Source organism: Streptomyces decoyicus (assembly GCF_019880305.1).
GTDB lineage: Bacteria > Actinomycetota > Actinomycetes > Streptomycetales > Streptomycetaceae > Streptomyces > Streptomyces decoyicus.
In genome coordinates this window covers 3,752,209-3,776,255 of record NZ_CP082301.1, presented here as the reverse complement: position 1 = coordinate 3,776,255, position 24,047 = coordinate 3,752,209, and the positions used below count along the sequence as shown (strand labels likewise).

Here is a 24,047-nt window from a genome sequence, read left to right as displayed (position 1 = left end):
CGCGGTGCGCTCGCCGTTGCGCCTGCGGCGGGCGGGGTCCGCTGCGCGGGGCTGTGGGTGCGGTGACGGGCCTCCGGGGCCGGTGTGTGGGACTGCTTCGCTTTACGTCCCACACACCGGCCCCTCCGGCCCGTCCCCTCCCGTGAGTGGAGAAAGTGAAAGTGGGTGGGGGCGGGCCACCGGCGTGGGCGTTTGCAAGTGATCTACGAGGTGCGCCGGACCCTCCACTAGCACCCCCACCAGCCTTTCCCCACCCCCCATCGGGAGGGGTCGCGCCGCAGGACGAAGTCCGGAGGAGCGGCACCGCACCCGACAGCCCCGCGCAGCGACCCCGGCCCGCCGCAGGCGCAACGGCGGGAAATTCCCACGGCGGGCCAGCCGAAGACGTGGGGCACAAGGCAAAGCGCAGCGGAACGGCGGGAAAGCCAAAAACGTGGGAAGAATCAGACCCGCTCGCGCCGCCGCTGCGCGTGGTCGCTGATGCGTAGGAGCAGGGCCACCATCACCCAGTTCGCGACCAGGGACGAGCCGCCCTTGGCGAGGAACGGCAGGGCCTTGCCGGTCAGGGGGATCAGGCCGGTGACGCCGCCGGCGACCACGAAGACCTGGAGCAGCAGCGCCCCGGAGAGACCGACGGCGAGCAGTTTGCCGAACGGGTCGCGGGCGGTCAGGCCCACCCGCAGTCCGCGCTGGGCGAGCAGCACGTACAGCATGATCACGACCATCACTCCGGCCAGCCCCATCTCCTCGCCGACGGTGGTGAGGATGAAGTCGCTGTTACCGGCGAAGCCGATCAGCTCAGGGTGGCCCTGGCCCAGGCCGCTGCCCGAGATGCCGCCGCTGCCGAAGCTGAACAGTGCCTGCGCGGCCTGGTCGGAGATCAGCCCCGGCGGCCGGCGGTCCTCGGGCAGAAAGATGTCCATCGGGTGCAGCCAGGCCATGATCCGGCCCTTGACGTGCGGCTCTATGGAGCCGACGACGGCGGCGCCGATCGCGGCCATGGCCAGGCCGCAGAGCACCCAACTCGTGCGCTCGGTGGCCATGTACAGCATGATCACGAAGACGCCGAAGAAGATCAGCGAGGTGCCCAGGTCCCGTTCGAAGACCAGCACCAGCAGGCTGATCACCCAGATCGTGAAGATCGGCGCGAGCTGCCGCCCCGGAGGCAGCTGGACGCCCAGGACGCGGCGTCCGGCCAGCGCCAGCGCATCGCGGTTGACGGTGAGATAGCCCGCGAAGAACACCGAGATCATGATCTTCACGAACTCGCCGGGCTGGAGGGACAGCGGTCCGAGCAGAATCCAGCGCTTGGCGCCGTACATGTCGGCGCCGAAGAAGGCCGGCGCCATCAGCAGCACCAGCGCGACCACCATCGTCAGATAGATGTAGCGCTGGAGGATGCGGTGATCGCGCAGCACCAGCAGGATGGCTATACAGACCGCCACCCCGATCACCGTCCACACCAGCTGGCCGCTCGCCGCCTCGGCGATCTTCAGCCGGGGCGTTTGCGCGTAGGTGAGGTCCAGGCGGTGCAGCAGCACCAGACCTATCCCGGTCAGCAGCGTCGCCAGCGGCAGGATCAGCGGATCGGCGCGGGGCGCGTAGCGGCGCAGGACCAGATGCGGGACCAGCGCCACGAAGAACATGCTGACGGCGAAGCCGGCCAGCCCGCCGGGCAGCCGGCCGGTCATCGACAGGCCGGTGAAGGCGTAGCCGAAGTCCGCGATCAGTACGGCGAAGGCGAGCAGCCATGCCTCGGTCCGCCGGCGGTCCGGTGCCTGGGCCAGCGCGGCGAACGTCATGGTGCGCTCGGCGTCGCTCTCCGGCTGCCGGGCAGCCCGGGGAACGCTGGTCGGTCCACGCACGGGTTTCCTCCGCCACTGATCGTCAAGGCCGCGGGCCGGCCGGGTTGTGCCCGGTTCGTCGGCCCGGCAGTCGGGGAGGTAGACGAGGCAGCCGGTGGCGTGGTTGCGAGGGAACGGGAAGGTGTGTCCGATTTGATAGGAACCTGCCCCTTACACGGCCCGTAAGTCGGCGCGTAACCCGCCCCGATCCCGCGGCAGATGGCCGTGACCGGCGGGGTGCGGACCGCCGGAGGCCGCGGATTCGTGCGGCCGGTCAACCGGTGCGGAGGGAAGCGCACCCCGCCGCGCTGGCACTCCGCTTGACCGAGTGCTAACCGCGTCATAGTCTCGGCGTTGGCACTCTCCAGTGGGGAGTGCCAGAAACACAGCGACGGGCAGGTCCGGCACCCGCGACGACGGATCCACCTGGTCGCCACCTCAGACAGTTAACCCCGTGAGATCTCCGAAGGGGGAGGTCGGATCGTGACGACCACCAGCTCCAAGGTTGCCATCAAGCCGCTTGAGGACCGCATTGTGGTCCAGCCGCTCGACGCCGAGCAGACCACGGCCTCGGGCCTGGTCATTCCGGACACCGCCAAGGAGAAGCCCCAGGAGGGCGTCGTCCTGGCCGTGGGCCCGGGCCGGGTCGAGGACGGCAAGCGCGTCGAGCTCGACGTGAACGTCGGCGACGTCGTGCTCTACAGCAAGTACGGCGGCACCGAGGTGAAGTACAACAACGAGGACTACCTCGTTCTCTCGGCTCGCGACGTTCTCGCGATCGTCGAGAAGTAAGTCACCCAGTTTTGCCGTGATCTGCGCCCCTGGTTCCCGCGTCTAAACAACCCGGGGCAGGGGCGCAGTTCGTTTGAGCGACAGCGGTCCCCACGTCGTGGCCGAGGATCGCAATGAGAGGACTTGAAGCAACCCATGGCGAAGATCCTGAAGTTCGACGAGGACGCCCGTCGCGCCCTTGAGCGCGGCGTCAACAAGCTTGCCGACACGGTCAAGGTGACGATCGGCCCCAAGGGCCGCAACGTCGTCATCGACAAGAAGTTCGGCGCGCCGACGATCACCAACGACGGTGTCACCATCGCCCGTGAGGTCGAGGTCGACGACCCGTACGAGAACCTGGGTGCCCAGCTCGTCAAGGAGGTGGCGACCAAGACCAACGACATCGCGGGTGACGGCACCACCACCGCCACCGTGCTGGCGCAGGCGCTGGTCCGCGAGGGTCTGCGCAACGTCGCCGCCGGCGCCTCCCCGGCCGCCCTGAAGAAGGGCATCGACGCCGCGGTCAAGGCCGTGTCCGAGGAGCTCCTCGCGACCGCCCGTCCGATCGACGACAAGTCCGACATCGCTGCCGTGGCCGGTCTGTCCGCGCAGGACAAGCAGGTCGGCGAGCTCATCGCCGAGGCGATGGACAAGGTCGGCAAGGACGGTGTCATCACCGTCGAGGAGTCCAACACCTTCGGTCTGGAGCTGGACTTCACCGAGGGCATGGCCTTCGACAAGGGCTACCTCTCGCCGTACATGGTCACCGACCAGGAGCGTATGGAGGCCGTCCTCGAGGACCCCTACATCCTGATCCACCAGGGCAAGATCGCCTCGATCCAGGACCTGCTGCCGCTGCTGGAGAAGGTCATCCAGGCGGGGGCCTCCAAGCCGCTGCTGATCATCGCCGAGGACGTCGAGGGCGAGGCCCTGTCGACCCTGGTCGTCAACAAGATCCGTGGCACCTTCAACGCCGTTGCCGTCAAGGCTCCCGGCTTCGGTGACCGCCGCAAGGCCATGCTCGGCGACATCGCCACCCTCACCGGTGCCACGGTCATCGCCGAGGAGGTCGGCCTCAAGCTCGACCAGGCCGGTCTGGACGTGCTGGGCACCGCCCGCCGCGTGACCGTCACCAAGGACGACACCACCATCGTCGACGGTGGCGGCAACTCCGAGGACGTCGCGGGCCGCGTCGCCCAGATCAAGGCCGAGATCGAGTCCACCGACTCCGACTGGGACCGCGAGAAGCTCCAGGAGCGCCTCGCCAAGCTCGCCGGTGGCGTCTGCGTCATCCGTGTGGGTGCGGCCACCGAGGTCGAGCTCAAGGAGAAGAAGCACCGTCTGGAGGACGCCATCTCCGCGACCCGCGCCGCGGTCGAGGAGGGCATCGTCTCCGGTGGTGGCTCCGCTCTGGTCCACGCCGCCAAGGTGCTGGAAGGCTCCCTGGGCAAGGAGGGCGACGAGGCCACCGGTGTCGCCGTCGTCCGCCGCGCCGTCGTCGAGCCGCTGCGCTGGATCGCGGAGAACGCCGGCCTCGAGGGCTACGTCATCACCGCGAAGGTCGCCGAGCAGGACAAGGGCAACGGCTTCAACGCCGCCACCGGCGAGTACGGCGACCTGGTCAAGGCCGGCGTCATCGACCCGGTGAAGGTCACCCGCTCCGCCCTGGAGAACGCCGCGTCGATCGCCTCGCTGCTCCTGACGACCGAGACCCTGGTCGTCGAGAAGCCCGCGGAGGACGAGTCGGCCGAGGCCGGTCACGGCCACGGGCACTCGCACTGACGCATAGCGCCGGGCAGCTCGCTGCCTGACGCACGAGACCCGGTTCCCGCTGCGCGCGGGGGCCGGGTCTTGCGTTTGTGCGGGGGGGGGGAGGGCGCTGTGGGTGGGTTGTGTCGGGGTGGGGGTTCCTCCGGGGCCGGGGGGTCCGTTTGTGCCGAGGGGGCGGGGCTGCGGGGTCTGGCGGTGTGGGGGGGGGCGTCCAGGGGGCTCGCTTGGGTTCGGCGCTCTAGGGGGCTCGTTTGCGCTCGGCGCTCCTGGGGGCTCGCTTGTGCTCGGCGCCCCTGGGTTGTTTCCCCGCCGCCCCCCTGGGTGTTGTTGTTTCCCCGCCGCCCACCCCGGTGTTGTTGTTTCCCCGCCGCCCACCCCCCTTCGGGGGGTGGGCGGGTGTGGTGGGCAGGAACCGCAAGTGTGCTGCGGCCCCAAGTGCGGTGGGCCGTTAGTGGGCCTTCAAGCGTGGTGGCCCCCGGAAGTGGTGAGCCTCCAGGGTGTGCCGGGCCCCCGGAAGCGGTGGGCCCCCGGAAGCGATGGACCCCAGGCGCGTTGGGCAAGCCCAGCGGGGGTGGCCGGTGCCCTCTGGACGGGCCCGGTCAAGCCGAGTGGGGCAGATGCTCGGGGCGTACGGGGCCGGTGAACGGGCGGCCTTGGGCATAGCGTTCGAGTTCGTTGAGGGCGTGGTCGGCGAGGCGGTGGAGTTCGGTGCCCAGCGACCCCGCCACGTGTGGCGTCAGCAGGACGTTCGGCAGCTCGTACAACGGCGAAGCGGGAGGCGGGAGTTCGGGCTCGGTGACGTCGAGGACGGCGTGCAGGCGGCCGGTGACCAGCTCGGGGAGCAGGGCCGTCCCGTCGACCAGGGAGCCGCGGGCGGTGTTGATCAGGGTCGCGCCGTCGGGCAGCAGGGCCAGTTCGCGGCGGCCGAGCAGATGGCGGGTGGCGGGAAGCTGCGGGGCGTGCACGGTGACGACGTCGCTGTCGGCACAGAGGGCGTCGAGGGGGACCGGGCACACGCCGAGCCGGGCGGCCTCGGCGGCGGACACATACAGGTCGTGCAGCAGGACGCGCAGGTCGAACGGGCGCAGCAGCTCGATGACGCGGCGGCCGACACGGGAGGCGCCGATGACGCCGACGGTGCGGCGGTAGTTGCCGGCGGCGGCGAGTTCTTGGTGCCAGTCGTGCGGTGTGCGCAGGCCGCGGTAGCGGTGGGCCGAGTGCAGCACGCGTTTGTTGGCGAAGAGGATCGCGGCGAGGGTGTATTCGGCGACCGGGAGCGCGTTGGCGTCGGCGGCCGAGCTGACCGCGATACCGCGCTCCCAGCAGGCGTCGGTGATGTGGTGTTTGACCGATCCGGCGGCGTGGACGACGGCGCGCAGCCGGGGGGCCGCGTCCAGCACCGGGCCGGTGAGCGGCGGGGCGCCCCAGCAGGTGAGGAGCACCTCGGCGGAGGCGAGCGCGGCGGTGACCTCGGGAGGGGGGTGGGCCAGATCGTGGGCGACGAGGCGTGGGTCGGTACGGGCGAGGGCCGCGAGGCGGGTGTGGTGGCGGGCATCGAGGAGCCGGTCGGCGACGCCGGGGCCCATCGCCAGCAGCAACGTGGGCCGGGAAGGCGGCATTTCCGCAGGTCCGGGGGCATTGTCAGTGGTGGGGTGCATAGTGAGGAACGTGCTCCTTCGCGGTCGCCCGTCGTTGTTCGTCACTTGCCGCTGCCGGCTGGGAGACCGGCTTCGATCCCATTCTCCGTCCCTTCGACTGACGTGCTGCCGGCCTCGGTTGAAGGATTCCGCCGCCCGGCCGCCACCCACCGCCTCAGGGGAAGCCATGACCGAGCCCCAGACCCAGCCCCAACCCCAGACCCCACCCGAACGTCACCGGCACTTTCCACACCACTCGCCCCAGCACTCCTTATCGCTCCCCTTCCCCCTCCCGCCCGAGGACCGCCGCCGCAGCCCGTACACAGGCTGGACCCGCGCCCACTGGGAAGCGACGGCCGACGGTCTGCTGCACTCCACCGCCCGCTACGCCTCCCCGCGCCACGGCCTGATCGCCTTCCCCGGCGCCCGCCCCAGCTCCTCGGGCCCCCGCTCGGACGCCCTCGAAGGCTTCGCCCGTACGTTCCTGCTCGCCGCCCTCAGAGTCGCCGGCAGCAAGGGCCACGACCCGCACGGCCACCTCTCCCGCTACGCCGAAGGCCTGGCCGCGGGCACCCGAAAGCCCAGCAGGGCGCGCGAGATGACGCCCGTCGACCCCGACTCCTGGCCCCGCGTCGGCACCATCCGGCAGGCCCGTGTCGAAGCCGCCTCGCTCGCCCTCGGCCTGCGCCTGACCCGCCCCTGGCTGTGGGACACCCTCGACGACGGAGTCCGCGCCCGCGTCGCCGACTGGCTGCTGCCCGCCCTCGGCCCGTCCCCCGTCGACAACAACTGGTGGCTCTTCGGCCTCACCGTCGGCGGCTTCCTCCGCGACGCGGGCATCGAGACCGTACGCGCTCAGGCCGCCATCGACCGCGCGCTGACCCGTATCGAGGACTGGTACCTCGGCGACGGCTGGTACTCGGACGGCGAAAACCGCGCATTCGACCACTACAACGCCTGGGCGATGCACTTCTACCCGGTCCTGCACGCCCACCTCGCCGGCGACCGGACGCTCCTGGCCGGCTACGGCGCACGTCTGCATGCCCAATTGGAGGGCTACACCCGCCTCTTCGACGCCAACGGTGCGCCGCTGCCGTTCGGCCGCTCCCTCACCTACCGCTTCGCCGCCACCGCCGCTCCGTGGCTGGGCGCCCTCACCGGCCACACCCCGCTCACCCCCGGCGCCACCCGCCGCCTCGCCTCCGGGGCCCTGCGCCACTTCCTCGACCGCGGCGCCGTCACGGAGGACGGCCTGCTACCACTCGGCTGGTACGGGCCGTACGCCCCGATGCTCCAGAGCTACTCGGGCCCGGCCTCGCCCTACTGGGCGGCCAAGGGCTTCCTCGGCCTCCTGCTGCCCGCCGGCGACCCGGCCTGGACCGACCCCGAGGCGCCCCTGCCCGCCGAAACCGCGGACGCCGCCCACCCCCTCGGCCCTACGGGTCTGCTGCTGCACTCCACCGCCTCCGACGGCCTGGTACGCCTCCACAACCACGGCAGCAACTCCACCCTCGCCGCCCCCGACCCCTACTACGCCCGCTTCGCCTACTCGACCCGTACGGGCCCGACCGCGCCCACCGCCGCAGACCAGTCCCTGCCCGACAACCACTTCGCCCTGCTCATCGACGGCCACCCCACCACCCGTGGCCCCGCCACTCCGCAGGCCACCGGCCCCGGCCGGGCGTCCTCCCTCCACACACCCCGCCATGCCGACGGCAGCGAACTCCCCGGTATCCGGATCCTGTCCGCCACCCTCATCCACGGCCGCGCCGAACTCCGCGCCCATCTGGTCACCGGCGCCGCCCCCGGCACCCGCGTACGCCAGACGGGCTGGGCCACCACGCCCGACGGCCCCACCGCCCAGCTCCATCCCGTCCACGGCTACGACACCCCGGCCCGTCAGACCCCGACGGGGAGCACCCTCATCGGCCCCGGCACCGAAACCGCCGTCCTGGAGGGCACCCTCACCTCCGGCCCCGGGGGCACCCTCTTCGTGGCCCTGGCGTCCCTGACAGGGGACCCGGATCCCGCCCCCGTACACACCCTGGCGACCACACACCTCACAGGCCACGACATCCATGTCACCTGGCAGGACGGCACGAGCGCTCATCTGACCCTGGCTCACCCGCCCAGAGCAGGTGACGGCCCGCAGGGGCTGGAGGAGCCGGGGCCGTAACGCGGCAGCCCTGCTCCCGGAGGCGCCGCCCGGCCCCCGCCCCTCCGCCCCGTGCAGCGGAAAGGACTGACCACCACGTCACCGCCCCGGCAACGCAGGAACACGTCATCCCTGCCCCCGGCAACGCAGGAAGCAGCACCGCGTCAGCAAGCAACGTCCGCAAGCAACACCCGCGTCCGCAAGCAACGCCTGCGTCCGTAAGCAACGCCTGCGTCCGTAAGCAACGCCTGCGTCCGCAAGCAACGCCTGCGTCCGCAAGCAACGCCTGCGTCCGTAAGCAACACCCGCGTCCGCAAGCAACACCCGCGTCCGCGAACGACGCCGCGTCAGCGAGGCCCGTACTTACGGCCCGTACGCGACGTAAGACCCCCGAGCACCCCACGCGGTGCCAACTTCGCGGCGCCCATGAGTGCCTTGTACCGCGGGTCCGGGATGGAGAGCGACTTCCCCCGCGTCAGGTCCTTCATCGCGGCGTTCACCAGCTTGTCCGCGTCCAGCCACATCCAGCCGGGGATGTTGTCCGTCCCCATGCCCGCCCGCTGGTGGAATTCGGTCCGCACGAACCCCGGGCACAGCGCCATCAGCCGCACCCCGCTGCCCGCCAGATCCCGCGCGGCGCCCTGCGTGAACTGCACGACCCACGCCTTGCTCGCGCCATAGGTGCCGCGCGGCACGAACGCCGCCACCGACGCCACATTGACCACCGCGCCCCGCCGCCGCTCCCGCATCCCGCGCACCCCGGCCGTGGTCAGCCGCAGCACTGCCTCGCAGTGCACCTTCAGCATCGTCAGCTCGTCGGCCATCGAGACTTCGAGGTACTCGCCCTTGTTGCCGAAGCCGGCGTTGTTCACCAGCAGATCCACCGGGTGCTTGGTGTCCGAGAGCCGCGCCTCGACGGCCGCGATGCCCTCGTCGGTGGCCAGATCGGCGCTCAGCACCTCCGCCTCGATGCCGTGCCGGTCGTGCAACTCGGTGGCCTGCTCGTGCAGTCGCTTCTCGTCGCGCGCGACCAGCACCACGCTGTGGCCGTCGCTCGCGAGCCGCCGGGCGAACGCCGCCCCGATGCCCGCCGTCGCTCCCGTGATCAATGCAGTCGTCATACGGGCACGCTATCCGCCCGCGGGCGCGACACCCGAGCCCCTCCCCCCGGCGGCGCGGCCGCCCGCGCACACCGCGCGACACACCCTCCGGCAACCGGTTCCGAGGCCCCGCCGCTCGGGCCCGCAGGGCCGCCGGCTACCCGGGCCGCCCGCCCGGCGCCGCTGAGCCGTCCCATACGTCCCCGCGGCTCAATCCCCTGCCTGCTCCGCATACTTCAGCGCCTTGCGCCGCGCCTCCTCCGGGAGCGCGCCGCCCGCCTCCAGCAACCGCGGCAGCAGCTCCCGCTGACTGGTCAGGGCCCGGAACATCAGCTCGATCGTCACCTCGTGATCCGGGCGGTGCACCACCTCGACGGCGTCCCCCGCGCGGATCTCGCCCGCCTCGATCACCCGGAGATACGCGCCGGGCACCGCGGCCTGGGTGAACCGCTTGAGCCAGCCGCGTTCGCCGAGCCATCCGTGGAAGGTGCGGCAGGGGATACGCGGTGAGGTGACCTCCATCAGCAGCTGCGGGCCGACCCGCCAGCGTTCGCCGATGCGGGCGCCGGTGACCTCGACGCCCGAGGTGGTGAGGTTCTCGCCGAAGAAACCGTTGGCCAGCTCGCGGCCCAGCTCCCGCTGCCAGTCGTCCAGGTCCTCGCGCGCGTAGGCGTAGACGGCCTGGTCGTCGCCGCCGTGATGGCGCAGGTCGACGACCGCGTCACCGGCCAGCCCGCTGCCGCCGGTGCCCTTGGGGCCGGGAGCGGTGACCGGCACGGGGCCGTCCACGGGCCGCTTGTCGATGCCCGTGCCGCCCTCGGCGTCGGTGAATTCGGACGGGATGGGCTGCCCCAGGTTCACGGTCAGCAGCTTCATTACGGCGCTCCGTTGCTCGATCGGCGTGATCCGCGACAGGGCCGTCGGGGCACCCCCGACTCACGTACGCCACGGATCTCGGTCCACGCTAGCTAGTTCCCCGAAAGCAGCGACCCAATTTTTCCCGATCAACCCAAGACCGGCTTATGCTCGAATCATGATCGAGGCCCGTCATCTCCGCGTGCTGCGCGCCGTCGCCAGGACGGGCTCGTTCTCCGCCGCCGCGCGGGAGCTGGGCTGCACCCAGCCGGCCGTCAGCCAGCAGATGAAGGCCCTGGAGCAGTCGGCCGGCACCCCGCTGCTGGTGCGTGCGGGCCGTGAGATGCGGCTGACCCAGGCGGGCGAGGCGCTCGTACGGCACGCGGTCGGCATCCTGGCCGGGCTCACCGCCGCCGAGGAGGAGATCGCGGCCATCGCGGGCCTGCGTGCGGGCCGGGTGCGGCTGGTGTCCTTCCCCTCCGGCAGCTCGACGCTGGTGCCGACCGCCCTGGCGAAGATGCGCGCCGCACACCCGGGGACCCGGGTCTCGCTGGTCGAGGCCGAGCCGCCGCGCTCGATCGAGATGCTGCGCAACGGCGACTGCGAGATCGCGCTGGCCTTCCGCTATCCGGAGGTGCGCGGCGCGGACCCGGCGGCCGGGGCGGAATGGGACGACCTGGTGGTGCGGCCGATCCTGGCGGACCGGCTGATCGGCCTGGTGCCGGACGGCCACCGGCTGGCGAAGGCGGGTACCGCGCGGTTCGCCGAGCTGGCCGACGAGGCCTGGATCGCGGGCTGTCCCCGCTGCCGCAGGCATCTCGTCGAGGTCTGTGAGAGTGCGGGCTTCACCCCGCGTATCGACTTCGCGACGGATGACTACCCGGCCGTGATCGGCCTGGTCGGCGCGGGCCTGGGGGTCGCCGCGCTGCCGGAGCTCACCCTGGAGTCGGTACGCCCCAAGGGGGCCACGGCGATACGTATGGAGCCCGCCGTGCACCGCGAGATCGTCGCGCTCACGCTGCCGGATCTGGCGCACGTCCCCGCCGTCGCGGCGACGCTCGACCGGCTGGCGGATGCAGCAGGGCGCTGAGGGGTCCGCGCACGTCCGCGCCCGCCCGTAGCTGCCGAACGGCACCGTTCCGGCGGAAAACCCCTGGCCGTACGGTCCGCCGGACCCGTCGCACGGCCTGGTGGCACCGAGCCCGTCCCTCACGGCAGCACTCTCCCGCCGCAGCTCTGTCGGCGTGCAGCCATGCAGGAACGTTTCTTCAGGAGTGATGCGCTCCTGAAGTTCAGGCGCCGGGGACGCCCGTGGGACCGGTCATGGAGGACGCGGGGATCAGCCGGTGACGGGCCCGTCCCATGAGTTCCTCGCGTTCGTCCTCCGTCAGGCCGCCCCACACCCCGTAGGGCTCACGGACGGCCAGGGCATGCGCCGCGCATTCGGCCCGTACCGGGCAGCGCATGCAGACCTCCTTCGCCGATGTCTCACGCGCGCTGCGGGCCGCTCCGCGCTCGCCCTCGGGATGGAAGAAGAGCGAGCTGTCCACACCGCGGCAGGCGGCGAGCAGCTGCCAGTCCCAGAGGTCTGCGTTCGGGCCCGGGAGGCGGGAGAAATCTGCCATTGCTTGTCCCCTCGAAGCGATGCTGATTCGGGCTCGGTGCTCACGACGGTACATCTACTGTCGAAGTAGATGTAAATATGACTCATTGCGAATCTAGTCATAGTCACCATGAAAATGGAAGAAAGAGAGCCAAATAGGGCATAGGGTGCACGCGCGGATGCCGGTCGCCCGATGAGTCGTCTGCGTATCCGGCTCCTCACGGAGCGTGTTGAACTCGGTCGCCGAAGCCGTAACTCTTTCGGGTGACCGTCGTTGAGAGTGCGGAGGCGATTGGCAGAGGTAGTCGTCGGGCAGATGTCCGAGGCCGCCAATCGCACAGGTGACGATACGTACCAGCCTGGAGGCTCAAGGTGACGCGCATCAGCTGCGGAGGGCGGTCATGACATCCGTCCTCGTCTGCGACGACTCCCCGCTTGCCCGAGAGGCGCTCCGTCGGGCGGTTGCGACCGTGCCCGGCGTCGAGCGTGTGACGACCGCGGCCAACGGCGAGGAAGTCCTCCGCCGCTGGGGTGCCGATCGTTCGGATCTGATTTTGATGGACGTACGGATGCCCGGCCTCGGCGGTGTCGAGACCGTGCGCCGGTTGTTGTCCGCCGACCCCGGCGCACGGATCATCATGCTCACGGTGGCCGAGGATCTGGACGGTGTCGCGCTCGCGGTCGCCGCCGGTGCCCGCGGCTATCTGCACAAGGACGCCTCGCGCGCCGAGCTGCGGGCGACGGTGACCCAGGCGCTCGCCGACCCGACGTGGCGGCTCGCCCCGCGCCGGCTGCGGTCCGCCGAGATGGGTGCCGCGCCGACGCTGACCGCGCGCGAGATCCAAGTACTGGAGGGCATGAGTCACGGCCGTTCGAACGCCGAGATCGGCCGTGAGCTGTTCCTGTCGGAGGACACGGTCAAGACCCACGCCCGGCGCCTTTTCAAGAAACTCGGCGCCTCCGACCGGGCGCATGCGGTGGCCCTGGGCTTCCGCTGGGGACTGGTCCGCTAAGGCGTTGTGACGTGCAGCGATGCGGGGGAGTGAAGATCCCCGCCCGCCCTGCGGCGGGCGGGGCGGCAGGGTGCCCCGCAAGCCGCCGCGTTCGCCGGCGGTCCGTTTCACCGCGCGGTGCCGCATCCTTGAGGTATGGAGTTCCTCGGGGACGGGTCGGTCGGGCACGAGGGGAGGGCGCAGGACATGACAGCCGGCGCACCTGCCGCGCATAACGCTTCAGTGCACAAGTACGGACCTGATGCCGCGGATCGAGCGGCACCAAGGCACCATGGTCCGATGCGTGATGACGGGAAGCAGGAAATCGGCGCTCTCGTCGCACGAGCCGTCGAGGGGGACCAGCGGGCCACGCACGATCTGCTGGCCCATGTGCACCCCCTCGCTCTGCGCTACTGCCGCACCCGGCTGTCGAGGCTGCCGGGTGACGCGCGGCACTTCGTCGAGGATCTGGCGCAGGAGGTGTGTGTCGCGGTGCTGTGCGCGCTGCCGCGCTACCGCGACACCGGCAAGCCCTTCGAGGCGTTCGTCTTCGCCATCGCCGGCCACAAGGTCGCCGATCTTCAGCGGGCCGCGATGCGGCATGGCAGCACGGCCGTGCCGTCCGACGAGATGCCCGAGCAGCCGGACGACTCCCTCGGCCCCGAGGAGCGGGCGCTGCTGAGCAGCGACGCCGAGTGGGCCAAGAAGCTGCTGGCGAATCTTCCGGAGAACCAGCGTGAGCTGGTCCTGCTGCGGGTCGCCGTCGGGCTGACGGCCGAGGAGACCGGGCAGATGCTGGGGATGTCGCCCGGTGCGGTGCGGGTCGCCCAGCACCGTGCGCTCAGCAGGCTGCGGGCGCTCGCGGAGCAGTAGCAGATCCGCACCATGGATGGCGGAATATCGCCGTAGAAATACACAAGTGACGAGGCCCTCATCGCTCGTGGATTGGGACACTTCCTTAGGCCGTTAGCATGGGAGTCCGCGCTGAGGCAAGAGCATTGGGGAAGGTGTCATGAGTGACAACGTCGACGGTATGCCCGCCAAATTCGCCATGCTCGGGCTGACATACGACGACGTGCTGCTGCTGCCCGGTGCGTCGGAGGTGCTGCCCAACGCGGTGAGCACCGCGTCCCGGGTCTCGCGCAACGTCGCGGTGAACATCCCGCTGCTGTCCGCGGCGATGGACAAGGTCACCGAGGCGCGGATGGCCATCGCCATGGCGCGGCAGGGTGGCGCGGGCGTACTGCACCGCAATCTGTCCATCGAGGACCAGGCCAATCAGGTCGACCTGGTCAAGCGCTCCGAGTCCGGCATGGTCACCGACCCGATCACGGTCCGTCCGGACGCCTCGCTCGCCGACGCCGATGCGCTGTGTGCCAAGTTCCGCATCAGCGGGGTGCCGGTCACCGACGCCGCGGGCAAGCTGCTGGGCATCGTGACCAACCGCGACATGGCCTTCGAGATGGACCGCAGCCGTCAGGTCCGCGAGGTCATGACGCCGATGCCGCTGGTCACCGGCAAGGTCGGCATCTCCGGCGAGGACGCCATCGAGCTGCTGCGCCGCCACAAGATCGAGAAGCTGCCGCTGGTCGACGACGCGGGCGTGCTCAAGGGCCTGATCACCGTCAAGGACTTCGTCAAGGCGGAGAAGTACCCGAACGCCGCCAAGGACGCCGAGGGCCGGCTGGTCGTCGGTGCGGCGGTGGGTGTCGGCGACGCGGCGTACGACCGGGCGCAGGCGCTGGTCGAGGCCGGTGCCGACTTCCTCGTCATCGACAGCGCGCACGGCCACAGCCGCGGCATCCTCGACATGATCGCCAAGGTCAAGTCCAACATCAACGTCGATGTCGTCGGCGGCAATGTCGCCACCCGTGACGGCGCCCAGGCGCTGATCGACGCGGGTGCCGACGGCATCAAGGTCGGCGTGGGACCCGGCTCCATCTGCACCACCCGCGTCGTCGCCGGTGTCGGCGTCCCGCAGGTCACCGCGATCTACGAGGCGGCGAAGGCCGCGAACGCCGCGGGTGTGCCGCTGATCGGTGACGGCGGTCTGCAGTTCTCCGGCGACATCGCCAAGGCCATCGCGGCCGGTGCGGACACGGTCATGCTGGGCTCGCTGCTGGCCGGCTGCGAGGAGTCGCCCGGCGAGATGGTCTTCATCAACGGCAAGCAGTTCAAGTCGTACCGCGGCATGGGTTCGCTCGGCGCGATGCAGTCCCGTGGCCAGGGCCGGTCCTTCTCCAAGGACCGCTACTTCCAGGACAACGTCCTCTCCGAGGACAAGCTGGTCCCCGAGGGCATCGAGGGCCAGGTGCCCTACCGCGGCCCGCTCTCCTCGGTCGCGCACCAGCTCGTCGGCGGCCTGCGCGCCTCCATGGGTTACGTCGGCTCCGCCGACATCCCCGAGCTCAAGGAGAAGGGGCACTTCGTCCGCATCACCTCCGCGGGCCTCAAGGAGAGCCACCCGCACGACATCCAGATGACGACCGAGGCGCCGAACTACTCGCGTCGCTGAGTGGGGCGCGGCTCCGGCCGGGGGTCCGGGGGTTGTCCCCCGGGGCTTGGGGTCAGATGACGACCGAGGCGCCGAACTACAGCCGGCGCTGAACCTGGGCGTACGGTCGTGCCGTACGCCACGCGGAAGCCCGCGGCCGCACCCCGGCCGCGGGCTTCGCCGTGTCGGGGATACTGGGACAGCAGACGTAGAGGGAAAGGCCACACACGTGACTGAGATCGAGATCGGGCGCGGCAAGCGCGGCCGCCGGGCATACGCATTCGACGACATCGCCGTCGTACCCAGTCGCCGCACCCGCGACCCGAAGGAGGTCTCGATCGCCTGGCAGATCGACGCCTACCGCTTCGAGCTGCCGTTCCTGGCCGCTCCCATGGACTCGGTGGTCTCGCCGCAGACCGCGATCCGCATCGGCGAGCTGGGCGGTCTGGGCGTCCTCAACCTGGAAGGCCTGTGGACCCGGTACGAGGACCCGGAGCCGCTGCTCGCCGAGATCGCGGAGCTGGACGGCCCCACGGCCACCAAGCGGCTCCAGGAGATCTACGCGGCGCCGATCAAGGAAGAGCTGATCGGGCAGCGGATCAAGGAGGTGCGGGACGCCGGTGTCGTCACCGCCGCCGCGCTGTCGCCGCAGCGTACGGCGCAGTTCTCCAAGGCCGTCGTGGACGCGGGCGTGGACATCTTCGTGATCCGCGGGACGACGGTCTCCGCCGAGCACGTCTCCTCCGCGGCCGAGCCGCTGAACCTCAAGCAGTTCATCTACGAGCTGGACGTCCCGGTCATCGTCGGCGGCTGCGCCACGTACACCGCGGCGCTGCACCTGATGCGTACGGGCGCGGCCGGTGTGCTGGTCGGCTTCGGCGGCGGCGCCGCGCACACCACGCGTAACGTCCTCGGCATCCAGGTCCCGATGGCGACCGCGGTCGCCGATGTCGCGGCCGCGCGCCGCGACTACATGGACGAGTCCGGCGGCCGCTACGTCCACGTCATCGCCGACGGCGGTGTGGGCTGGTCCGGCGACCTCCCGAAGGCGATCGCCTGCGGCGCCGACGCCGTGATGATGGGCTCCCCGCTGGCCCGCGCCACGGACGCGCCCGGCCGCGGCCACCACTGGGGCATGGAAGCGGTGCACGAGGACGTGCCGCGCGGCAAGCGGATGGACCTCGGTGCGGTCGGCACCACGGAGGAGGTGCTGCTGGGGCCGTCCACGGTTCCCGACGGCTCCATGAACTTCTTCGGTGCGTTGCGCCGGGCGATGGCGACGACCGGGTACTCGGAGCTGAAGGAGTTCCAGCGGGTCGAGGTGACGGTGTCGCCTTCGCAGCACGACAACGGCTGACGCGGCGTTTCCCACGTTGCCGGGTGAGCCCGCCGTACCTCGTCGGTTGTTCTTTTCCCGCCTTCGGCGGGGGCGGGGTTGGTTGTGTGGGGTGGGGCCCCTGGGTTTGTGGGGGTGCCGGGTTCGGGGCCTCCGGCCCCGCCCCCTCCCGTCCGTTGTGGGCCCCGCCCCGGTGGGGGAGCAGGAGAAAACCAAAGACCGGAAGCTCGGCCGCATCGTCGCGCGGCCGAGCTTCTGGTCTCTGAGGACACTCCCCACCGGGCGGGGGTCGCCACCCCGGGCGGGAGGGGGTGGGGCCGGAGGCCCGCCACCGGCACCCACCACACACAGCAAGCGGCCCCCGCCCAACCCCCCCGCCGAAGGCGGAAACCGGCACGGCGCCGCAGCCGAAAACGTGGGATTACAACCGGTGCGCCGCACCGGTAGGCGTCGCCCCCCTGGTGTCCAGCAGCAACTGGGCCTTCACCGACAGCCCTTGCAGGTCGTACGTCCGGTGCGCCTGCAACAGCACCGTCAGGTCGGCGGCGGCAGCAGCCTCGTACAACGAGTCGGCCCTGGGGACGGGCCGACCCAGCACGTTCCACTGGGGCACATACGGGTCGTGGTAGGTGAGGTGGGCCCCCAGCTCCATCAGGCGGGAGGCGATCTCGCGGGACGGTGAGCCCGCCTGGTCGCCGATGTCCGGCTTGTAGGTGACGCCGAGCAGCAGGATGCGGGCGCCGCGGGCGGACTTGCCGTGTTCGTTGAGGAGGGTGGCGCAGCGCTGGATGACGTAGCGCGGCATACGGCCGTTCACCTCCTGGGCGAGTTCCACCATGCGCAGCGGGTGGCCGAGTGAGCGGCCTTTGTAGGAGAGGTAGTTGGGGTCGATGGGGGCGGCGTGGCCGCCCACTCCGGGGCCGGGGCGGAAGGACTGGAAGCCGAACGGTTTGGTCTCGGCGCAGCGGATGACGTCCCACAGGTCGACGCCGATGTCATGGCAGAAGACCGCCATCTCGTTCATCAGGGCGATGTTGATGTGGCGGTAGTTGGTCTCCAGGAGCTTGGCGGTCTCGGCCTCGCGGGGGCCCCGGGCGCGTACGACCTTGTCGGTGAGGCGGCTGTAGAAGGCGGCGGCGGCCTCCGTGCAGGCGGGGGTGAGGCCGCCGATGACCTTGGGGGTGTTGGCGTAGCGGTGGGTGCGGTTGCCGGGGTCGTGACGGCCGGGGGAACAGGCGAGGTGGAAGTCGCGGCCGGCGGTGAGGCCCGAGCCCTCCTCCAGGAGGGGGCGCAGGAATTCCTCGGTGGTGCCCGGGTAGGCGGTGGATTCGAGGATCACCGTGGTGTGCGGGCGCAGCTGCGCGGCCAGTGTGCGGGCGGCGTCGGCCAGGGCGGTGAGGTCCAGTGCGCGGTCCTCGCCCAGCGGTGTGGGCGGGCAGAGGACGGCGGTACGGACCCGGCCGAGGGTGGTGGGGTCGGTGGTGGTGCGGAAGCCGGCGGAGAGCAGGCGGCGGAGTTCGGTGGCGGTCAGCGGCCCGTCGGCGCCGGAGAGGGCGGCGGTGTGCGGGTCGGGGTCGTAGCCGATGGTGCCGATACCGGCGGTGGTGGCGGCCTGGGCGAGGGGGAGGCCGAGGTGACCGAGTCCGATGACGGCGAGGTCTGCGGGCATGCTGCGGCCGTCCTTCCCGAGCGACTGCGAATGACGTGTGCGCGCGACGTATGCGGATGGCGCATAAATACACTAAGCGGATATTTGACACAGAATAGGGATTGATGGATCAAGGCGGCGGGGTGTTGCCGTCGTGAGCGAAGGGTGGATACCGGCACGCAGCGCGGACAGAATCGACGGACGGCGGGTGTGGCGCCGATCACAGCGGGAGGCAGCGGTGAAGACAGCGATACTGGGACCGGCGCAGCGGGCCGAGGCGCTCGCCCGAATGGCGGAGCGGGAGCTGGACATTCTCGTGGTCGGCGGCGGAGTCGTCGGCGCGGGGACAGCCCTGGACGCGGCGACCCGCGGTCTGGCCACCGGGCTGGTCGAGGCGCGCGACTGGGCCTCGGGCACGTCCAGCCGGTCGAGCAAGCTCATCCACGGCGGTCTGCGGTATCTGGAGATGCTGGACTTCGCGCTGGTCAGAGAGGCGCTCAAGGAGCGCGGGCTGCTGCTGGAGCGGCTGGCTCCGCATCTGGTCAAGCCGGTGCCCTTTCTGTATCCGTTGCAGCACAAGGGCTGGGAGCGCTGGTACGCGGGCTCGGGTGTGGCGCTGTACGACGCGATGTCCGTCTCGTCGGGGCACGGGCGCGGGCTGCCCCTGCACCGGCATCTGTCGCACAAGCGGGCCCTGCGGGTGGCCCCCTGTCTGAAGGCGGACGCGCTGGTCGGCGCGCTTCAGTACTACGACGCGCAGATGGACGACGCGCGCTATGTGGCGACGATGGTGCGGACCGCGGCCGCCTACGGGGCGCAGGTCGCCAACCGCGCGCGGGTGGTGGGTTTTCTGCGCGAGGGCGAGCGGGTGGTCGGCGCGCGGGTGCAGGACGTCGAGGGCGGCGGCGAGTACGAGATCCGGGCGCAGCAGATCGTCAATGCCACCGGGGTGTGGACGGATGACACCCAGGCGCTGATCGGCGAGCGCGGGCAGTTCCATGTCCGTGCGTCGAAGGGGATTCACCTGGTGGTCCCCAAGGACCGGATCCATTCGACGACCGGGCTGATCCTGCGGACGGAGAAGAGCGTTCTGTTCGTCATCCCGTGGGGGCGGCACTGGATAGTGGGGACGACGGACACGGAATGGAACCTGGACAAGGCGCATCCGGCGGCCTCCAGCGCGGATATCGACTATCTGCTGGAGCATGTGAATGAGGTGCTGGCGACTCCGCTGACCAGGGACGATGTGGAGGGCGTGTATGCGGGGCTGCGTCCGCTGCTGGCCGGGGAGTCGGATGCCACCAGCAAGCTGTCGCGGGAGCACACCGTCGCGCACCCGGTGCCGGGGCTGGTCGTGGTCGCGGGCGGCAAGTACACGACGTACCGGGTGATGGCGAAGGACGCGGTGGACGAGGCGGTGCACGCCCTCGACCAGCGGGTCGCGGAGAGCGTCACCGAGGACATTCCGCTGGTCGGGGCCGAGGGCTACAAGGCGCTGTGGAACGCGCGGGCCCGGATCGCGGCGCGCACCGGACTCCATGTGGCGCGCATCGAGCATCTGTTGAACCGGTACGGCTCGCTGGCCGAGGAGCTGCTGGAGCTGGTGGTGGCCGATCCTTCACTGGGCGAACCGCTGACGGCCGCGGACGACTATCTGCGGGCCGAGGCGGTCTACGCCTGCACGCACGAGGGCGCCCGCCATCTCGACGACGTACTGACGCGGCGCACCCGCATCTCCATCGAGACCTTCGACCGGGGCACCCGGAGCGCCCGGGAGGTGGCCGAGCTGATCGCGCCGGCGCTGGGCTGGGACAGCGACCAGATCGAGAAGGAGATCACGCACTACCGGAAGCGGGTCGAGGCGGAGCGCGAATCCCAGCGGCAGCCGGACGATCTGACGGCGGATGCGGCGCGGCTGGGGGCTCCGGACATCGTGCCGCTGTAGGCCCGTGGGCCTGTTGGCAGCAGGCGCCGGGGCGCGTCCTCCGGGTCGGCGCGCCCCGGGGTGATCCGGCGGCACGCCCTACGGACGCCGTGCCGCGCAGAACTCCGCGGTCAGCACCGCCGTGCCGTGCGCCGGGTCGGGCAGGGTGTCGGTGTTGGCGCGGTAACTGACGATGTGGCGGCCGTCGGCGGTGCCCGCGGTGCGGGCGTAGGAGCCGTTGATATCGCCGTTGTGGCCCCAGACCGTGACCCCGCAGGACAGCCTGGTCGCGTAGAGGCCGAGTCCGTACGCGCCGTCGGTGCCCTTCTCGTTGCGTATCTGGGCCATCTGGCGCGGCGCCAGGAACCTTCCGCCGAGCAGCGCCGCGAAGAAGCGGTTGAGGTCGCCGAGGGTGGTGACCATCTCGCCGGCCGCGCCCGCCCGGCTGGGGTCCAGGGACGTGGCGTCCACCCGCCGGGCACCGGCCCGGGAGTACGCGCGGCCGTGCGGTTCGGGCAGTACCGGATCGGTGCCGGGGAAGGAGGTGTGGCCGAGCCGGGCGGGGACGAGGATGCGGCGGCGGATCTCCGTGGCGTACGGGTTGCCGGTGACCGCCTCGATGACCAGTCCCAGGACGAGGTAGTTGGTGTTGGAGTAGGCGTACCGGGTGCCCGGTGCGGCCACCGGCGGGTGGCTGAGGGCGATCCGCAGCAGCTCGGCCGGGGTGTGGCTGTCGTAGCGGTGGGCGCCGAAGCCCTTGCCGTAGAGCTGTTTCGAGAGCCGGGGGTCCTGGGTGTAGTTGAACAATCCACTCGTATGGTCCAGCAGCTGGCGGATCGTCACCCTCCGTAGCTCGCTGCGGTCGCCGTCGCCCGTGGCCGGTACGCCGGGCGGGAGGTGGGCGGCGGCGTGGTCGTGCAGGGCCAGCCGGCCCTCGGCGACGAGCTGGAGGACGACCGTGGCGACCAGGGTCTTGGTGAGGCTGCCGGCCCGGAAGTGGTCCTGCGGGGCCATCCTGCGGCCGCTGCGCAGGTCGGCCACGCCGGCCGTGGAGTAGCGCGCGGCGGAGAACCCGTCGCGGGTGATGAGGGAGGCCGCGCCCGGGGCCCCGTCGTCGACGAGGCGGTGCAGCGCATGTGCCGTCGTCGCGGGCGGCCGTTCGGGTGTCCGGTGCGCGAGGGGGACCGAGCGGATCTGGCCGCTACAGGCCGCCAGGACCAGCGCGGCCAGCGCGGCCAGGCCACCCGAACGGAGCAGGGCCCCCGAAAGCGCCACGGCACGGCGGCGGACGGCCGGCACCGGCGGGCCGGGCGCGGCGGTTGCGGCCGGGCGAGGCGAGCGCTTCGGCATCGGGACTCCCGTTCGTCGGGGCCATCATGACGGGTACGCGGTGTCGTCCGGCACCGACCCGGGCCTTCCGCATCGCTGCGGATGAGGGAGAATGAAGGCTCTGCCAGGGTGGGTTGTCCGAGTTGGGCCAGTTTGGTGATCGATGGGACGTCGAAGCTGCCAACTCGGCTGGATTGCAGAGGGGATTCAGTGGGCGACGAGGTCGAGATGGACGGCAAGGGGGGCAGGCTGCTCGCCGGGCGGTACCGGCTCGCCGATGTTCTCGGCCGGGGCGGCATGGGCACCGTTTGGCGGGCACGCGACGAGGTCCTGGGCCGCACGGTCGCGGTCAAGGAACTGCGCTTTCCGGGCGGGGTCGAGGAGGACGAGAAGCGTCGTCTGATCACCCGCACGCTGCGTGAGGCCAAGGCGATCGCCCGGATCCGGAACAACGGCGCGGTGACGGTCTACGACGTGGTCGACGAGGACGACCGCCCGTGGATCGTGATGGAGCTGGTCGAGGGCCGCTCGCTGGCCGAGGTCGTACGCGACGACGGCCCGCTCACCCCGCGCCGCGCCGCCGAGGTCGGCCTGGTGGTGCTCGATGTGCTGCGCGCCGCGCACGCCGAGGGCATCCTGCACCGCGATGTGAAGCCCTCCAACGTCCTGATGTCCGACGACGGCCGGGTCGTGCTGACCGACTTCGGTATCGCCCAGGTCGAGGGCGACCCCTCCGTGACCTCGACCGGCATGCTCGTCGGCGCTCCCTCCTACATCTCCCCGGAGCGCGCCCGCGGCCACAAGCCGGGCCCGCCGGCCGACATGTGGTCGCTGGGCGGTCTGCTGTACGCCTGTGTCGAGGGCGTGCCGCCGTACGACAAGGGCTCGGCGATCGCCACGCTGACGGCGGTGATGACCGAGCCGGTCGAGCCGCCGAAGAGCGCCGGCGCACTGGAAGAGGTCATCTACGGCCTGCTGGTGAAGGACCCGGCGGGCCGGCTGGACGACGCCGGTGCGCGGGCGCTGCTGGAGGACGTGATCCACGCCCCCGAGGCGAAGGCGCCGGAGCCCCCGATGGACGCGACCCGGGCGATGGCGCTGCCGACGGTGCCCCGGGAGCGGGCGGAGCCGAAGTCCAAGGCCACGCCGAAGCCCAAGGCCGCCCCGAAGCCGAAGCCGGCCGCGAAGTCGCGGGTGACGCGGGGGGCGAAGCCGGCGGCCGTCCCGGTGGCGGAGCCTGCCGCAGGGAACGCGCACACGTCCGACGGGGGCACGGCGGACGCGGGCACGTCCGCGGGCACCACGCCGGGCAAGAGCAAGGCCGGTGCCGCCCGGGCCGCCGCGGCGAGCGCGCCGGTGCGTACGGAGCGTCCGCAGAAGAAGGCAGCCGCCGCGGCGGCGGAGAAGACCAGCGGGCCGGACCGGGCGGATGCGGACCGTACGGGTGCGGCCGGTTCGGGCGCGGACCGTCCGGCGGGTGCCCGTCCCGGCTTCGACGCCGAGGCCGCCAAGGAGCGGCTGCGCGGCGCCCTGGAGTCCGTACGCAGTGCCGCCGCCGCGGTGACGGCCCGTATGGACTCCAGATCCGGTGACGGGAACCGCTCGCCCGCGCGCGCGTCGGTGACCGATGTCGTCCCGCGCCGCACCCTGGTCATCGTGGCCGTGGTCGTCGTCCTGGCGGTGCTGGGCACGGTGCTGGCCGTCACGCTGGGCGGCGACGACTCGGCGAAGAAGGGCGGCAAGGCGTCCGGCAAGCAGGGCACGTCGTCCGCGAGCCGGGCCAAGCCCTCGACGGACGCGGCCGACACGAGCGGGGACGAGGCGAAGGGCCAGGCCCCGTCGAGCCCGCAGCCGCCGTCGAACGTCACCCCGGCCGAGGACAACGGCGGCAAGGGCGACGGGGGCGGCAAGGGCGGCAAGGCCCTGCCGGACGGCTTCTCCGAGCTCACCAACGGCAAGTTCCACTTCCGTATGGCGATGCCCAAGGGCTTCCACCAGACCGACACCGCGGGGGCGGGGTCCGGCGCCATATACAGCGCCTCGGGCGGCTTCCCGCGCATCCAGATCGACTACAACGCCAAGCCCGGCACCGATGCGGCGGCCTCCTGGCGCAGCCTGGAGCCGGCCGTGCGCTCCTCCAGCGAGGACTACCACCTCATCGACATCAAGTCCGTGAAGTGGCGGGGCTATCCGACCGTCGCCGACTGGTCGTTCACCCGTCGGCAGAGCGGCGAGAAGGTACGGGTGCTCAACCGTGGCTTCAAGGCCGATGACGACCACGGCTACGCCATCATGATCACCTGCAAGGCGGACGCCTGGTCGGACAAGGCCTGCCAGCAGATGATCACGACCGCGTTCAAGACCTTCGCGCTGAAGGACTGAGCGGAGCGCCGGGGCGCGGACGGGGCGAAGGACGGAGAGGTCGCGCGTCGTTGCGCCGAGCGGGCCGCAAGCGTCGATGCGGGCACGTATCGTGAGACGTCGAAGACCGTACGCATCCGCATTCGGCGGGAAGACGACCGGAAGTGACCGGAGGCGCCAGCGCCGACGGGCGGCTCCGGCGCGACGGTAGACACAGCGCGCGCTGCG

The 24,047-nt window shown here is 71.3% G+C and carries 17 protein-coding genes; 10 read left to right on the top strand and 7 right to left on the bottom strand.

The window, feature by feature from the left end:
- Positions 1–443: 443 nt before the first annotated feature.
- Entirely contained in the window at positions 444–1,802 is a 1,359-nt protein-coding gene (locus tag K7C20_RS16375) for an FtsW/RodA/SpoVE family cell cycle protein (RefSeq protein ID WP_053208870.1), read from the bottom strand.
- A gap of 525 nt (positions 1,803–2,327) precedes the next feature.
- Here K7C20_RS16375 and groES point away from each other — a divergent pair.
- Both groES and groL read left to right on the top strand, forming a co-directional pair.
- Positions 2,328–2,636: a co-chaperone GroES gene (groES, locus tag K7C20_RS16370; protein WP_030089482.1), complete on the top strand. Its 309-nt coding sequence runs from the start codon at positions 2,328–2,330 to the stop codon at positions 2,634–2,636.
- A 135-nt stretch (positions 2,637–2,771) separates the two neighbouring features.
- Complete coding sequence (gene groL / locus K7C20_RS16365) at positions 2,772–4,397, top strand: chaperonin GroEL (RefSeq protein ID WP_053208869.1); 1,626 nt, start codon at positions 2,772–2,774, stop codon at positions 4,395–4,397.
- 587 nt (positions 4,398–4,984) lie between these two features.
- Here the strand turns inward: groL and K7C20_RS16360 are convergent.
- Positions 4,985–6,043 carry a hydroxyacid dehydrogenase gene (locus K7C20_RS16360; RefSeq protein ID WP_245171312.1) on the bottom strand — a complete coding sequence of 353 codons (1,059 nt, stop codon included), beginning with the start codon at positions 6,041–6,043 and terminating at the stop codon, positions 4,985–4,987.
- Between the two features lie 166 nt (positions 6,044–6,209).
- On the opposite strand from K7C20_RS16360, the gene K7C20_RS16355 reads away from it, so the two are divergent.
- Positions 6,210–8,198: a DUF2264 domain-containing protein gene (locus tag K7C20_RS16355; protein WP_048830003.1), complete on the top strand. Its 1,989-nt coding sequence runs from the start codon at positions 6,210–6,212 to the stop codon at positions 8,196–8,198.
- Positions 8,199–8,524: 326 nt separating this feature from the next.
- On the opposite strand, the gene K7C20_RS16350 is transcribed toward K7C20_RS16355, so the two are convergent.
- Positions 8,525–9,298: an SDR family NAD(P)-dependent oxidoreductase gene (locus tag K7C20_RS16350; RefSeq protein ID WP_030086053.1), complete on the bottom strand. Its 774-nt coding sequence runs from the start codon at positions 9,296–9,298 to the stop codon at positions 8,525–8,527.
- 189 nt (positions 9,299–9,487) lie between these two features.
- Positions 9,488–10,153 carry an MOSC domain-containing protein gene (locus tag K7C20_RS16345; protein WP_030086055.1) on the bottom strand — a complete coding sequence of 222 codons (666 nt, stop codon included), beginning with the start codon at positions 10,151–10,153 and terminating at the stop codon, positions 9,488–9,490.
- Between the two features lie 157 nt (positions 10,154–10,310).
- Here K7C20_RS16345 and K7C20_RS16340 point away from each other — a divergent pair, with 157 nt between their 5' ends.
- Positions 10,311–11,222: a LysR family transcriptional regulator gene (locus tag K7C20_RS16340; protein WP_030086057.1), complete on the top strand. Its 912-nt coding sequence runs from the start codon at positions 10,311–10,313 to the stop codon at positions 11,220–11,222.
- 202 nt (positions 11,223–11,424) lie between these two features.
- On the opposite strand, the gene K7C20_RS16335 is transcribed toward K7C20_RS16340, so the two are convergent.
- Positions 11,425–11,757: a WhiB family transcriptional regulator gene (locus K7C20_RS16335; protein WP_030086059.1), complete on the bottom strand. Its 333-nt coding sequence runs from the start codon at positions 11,755–11,757 to the stop codon at positions 11,425–11,427.
- Positions 11,758–12,136: 379 nt separating this feature from the next.
- On the opposite strand from K7C20_RS16335, the gene K7C20_RS16330 reads away from it, so the two are divergent.
- The 4 genes from K7C20_RS16330 to K7C20_RS16315 all read left to right on the top strand — a co-directional run bounded on the left by K7C20_RS16330 (position 12,137) and on the right by K7C20_RS16315 (position 16,578).
- Positions 12,137–12,748 carry a response regulator transcription factor gene (locus K7C20_RS16330; protein ID WP_003948568.1) on the top strand — a complete coding sequence of 204 codons (612 nt, stop codon included), beginning with the start codon at positions 12,137–12,139 and terminating at the stop codon, positions 12,746–12,748.
- Between the two features lie 279 nt (positions 12,749–13,027).
- Positions 13,028–13,600 carry a sigma-70 family RNA polymerase sigma factor gene (locus K7C20_RS16325; protein ID WP_030086060.1) on the top strand — a complete coding sequence of 191 codons (573 nt, stop codon included), beginning with the start codon at positions 13,028–13,030 and terminating at the stop codon, positions 13,598–13,600.
- A 139-nt stretch (positions 13,601–13,739) separates the two neighbouring features.
- Positions 13,740–15,242 carry an IMP dehydrogenase gene (gene guaB, locus K7C20_RS16320; RefSeq protein ID WP_030086061.1) on the top strand — a complete coding sequence of 501 codons (1,503 nt, stop codon included), beginning with the start codon at positions 13,740–13,742 and terminating at the stop codon, positions 15,240–15,242.
- Positions 15,243–15,450: 208 nt separating this feature from the next.
- Positions 15,451–16,578, top strand: a complete 1,128-nt coding sequence (locus K7C20_RS16315; protein ID WP_030086062.1) for a GuaB3 family IMP dehydrogenase-related protein — start codon at positions 15,451–15,453, stop codon at positions 16,576–16,578.
- 400 nt (positions 16,579–16,978) lie between these two features.
- On the opposite strand, the gene K7C20_RS16310 is transcribed toward K7C20_RS16315, so the two are convergent.
- Entirely contained in the window at positions 16,979–18,226 is a 1,248-nt protein-coding gene (locus tag K7C20_RS16310) for a nucleotide sugar dehydrogenase (protein WP_053208571.1), read from the bottom strand.
- Positions 18,227–18,443: 217 nt separating this feature from the next.
- Between K7C20_RS16310 and K7C20_RS16305 the strand changes: the two genes are divergently transcribed.
- Positions 18,444–20,150: a glycerol-3-phosphate dehydrogenase/oxidase gene (locus K7C20_RS16305; RefSeq protein WP_053208572.1), complete on the top strand. Its 1,707-nt coding sequence runs from the start codon at positions 18,444–18,446 to the stop codon at positions 20,148–20,150.
- A gap of 78 nt (positions 20,151–20,228) precedes the next feature.
- On the opposite strand, the gene K7C20_RS16300 is transcribed toward K7C20_RS16305, so the two are convergent.
- Positions 20,229–21,479: a serine hydrolase domain-containing protein gene (locus K7C20_RS16300; RefSeq protein ID WP_053208573.1), complete on the bottom strand. Its 1,251-nt coding sequence runs from the start codon at positions 21,477–21,479 to the stop codon at positions 20,229–20,231.
- Between the two features lie 207 nt (positions 21,480–21,686).
- On the opposite strand from K7C20_RS16300, the gene K7C20_RS16295 reads away from it, so the two are divergent.
- Entirely contained in the window at positions 21,687–23,840 is a 2,154-nt protein-coding gene (locus tag K7C20_RS16295) for a serine/threonine-protein kinase (protein ID WP_053208579.1), read from the top strand.
- Positions 23,841–24,047 lie beyond the last annotated feature (207 nt).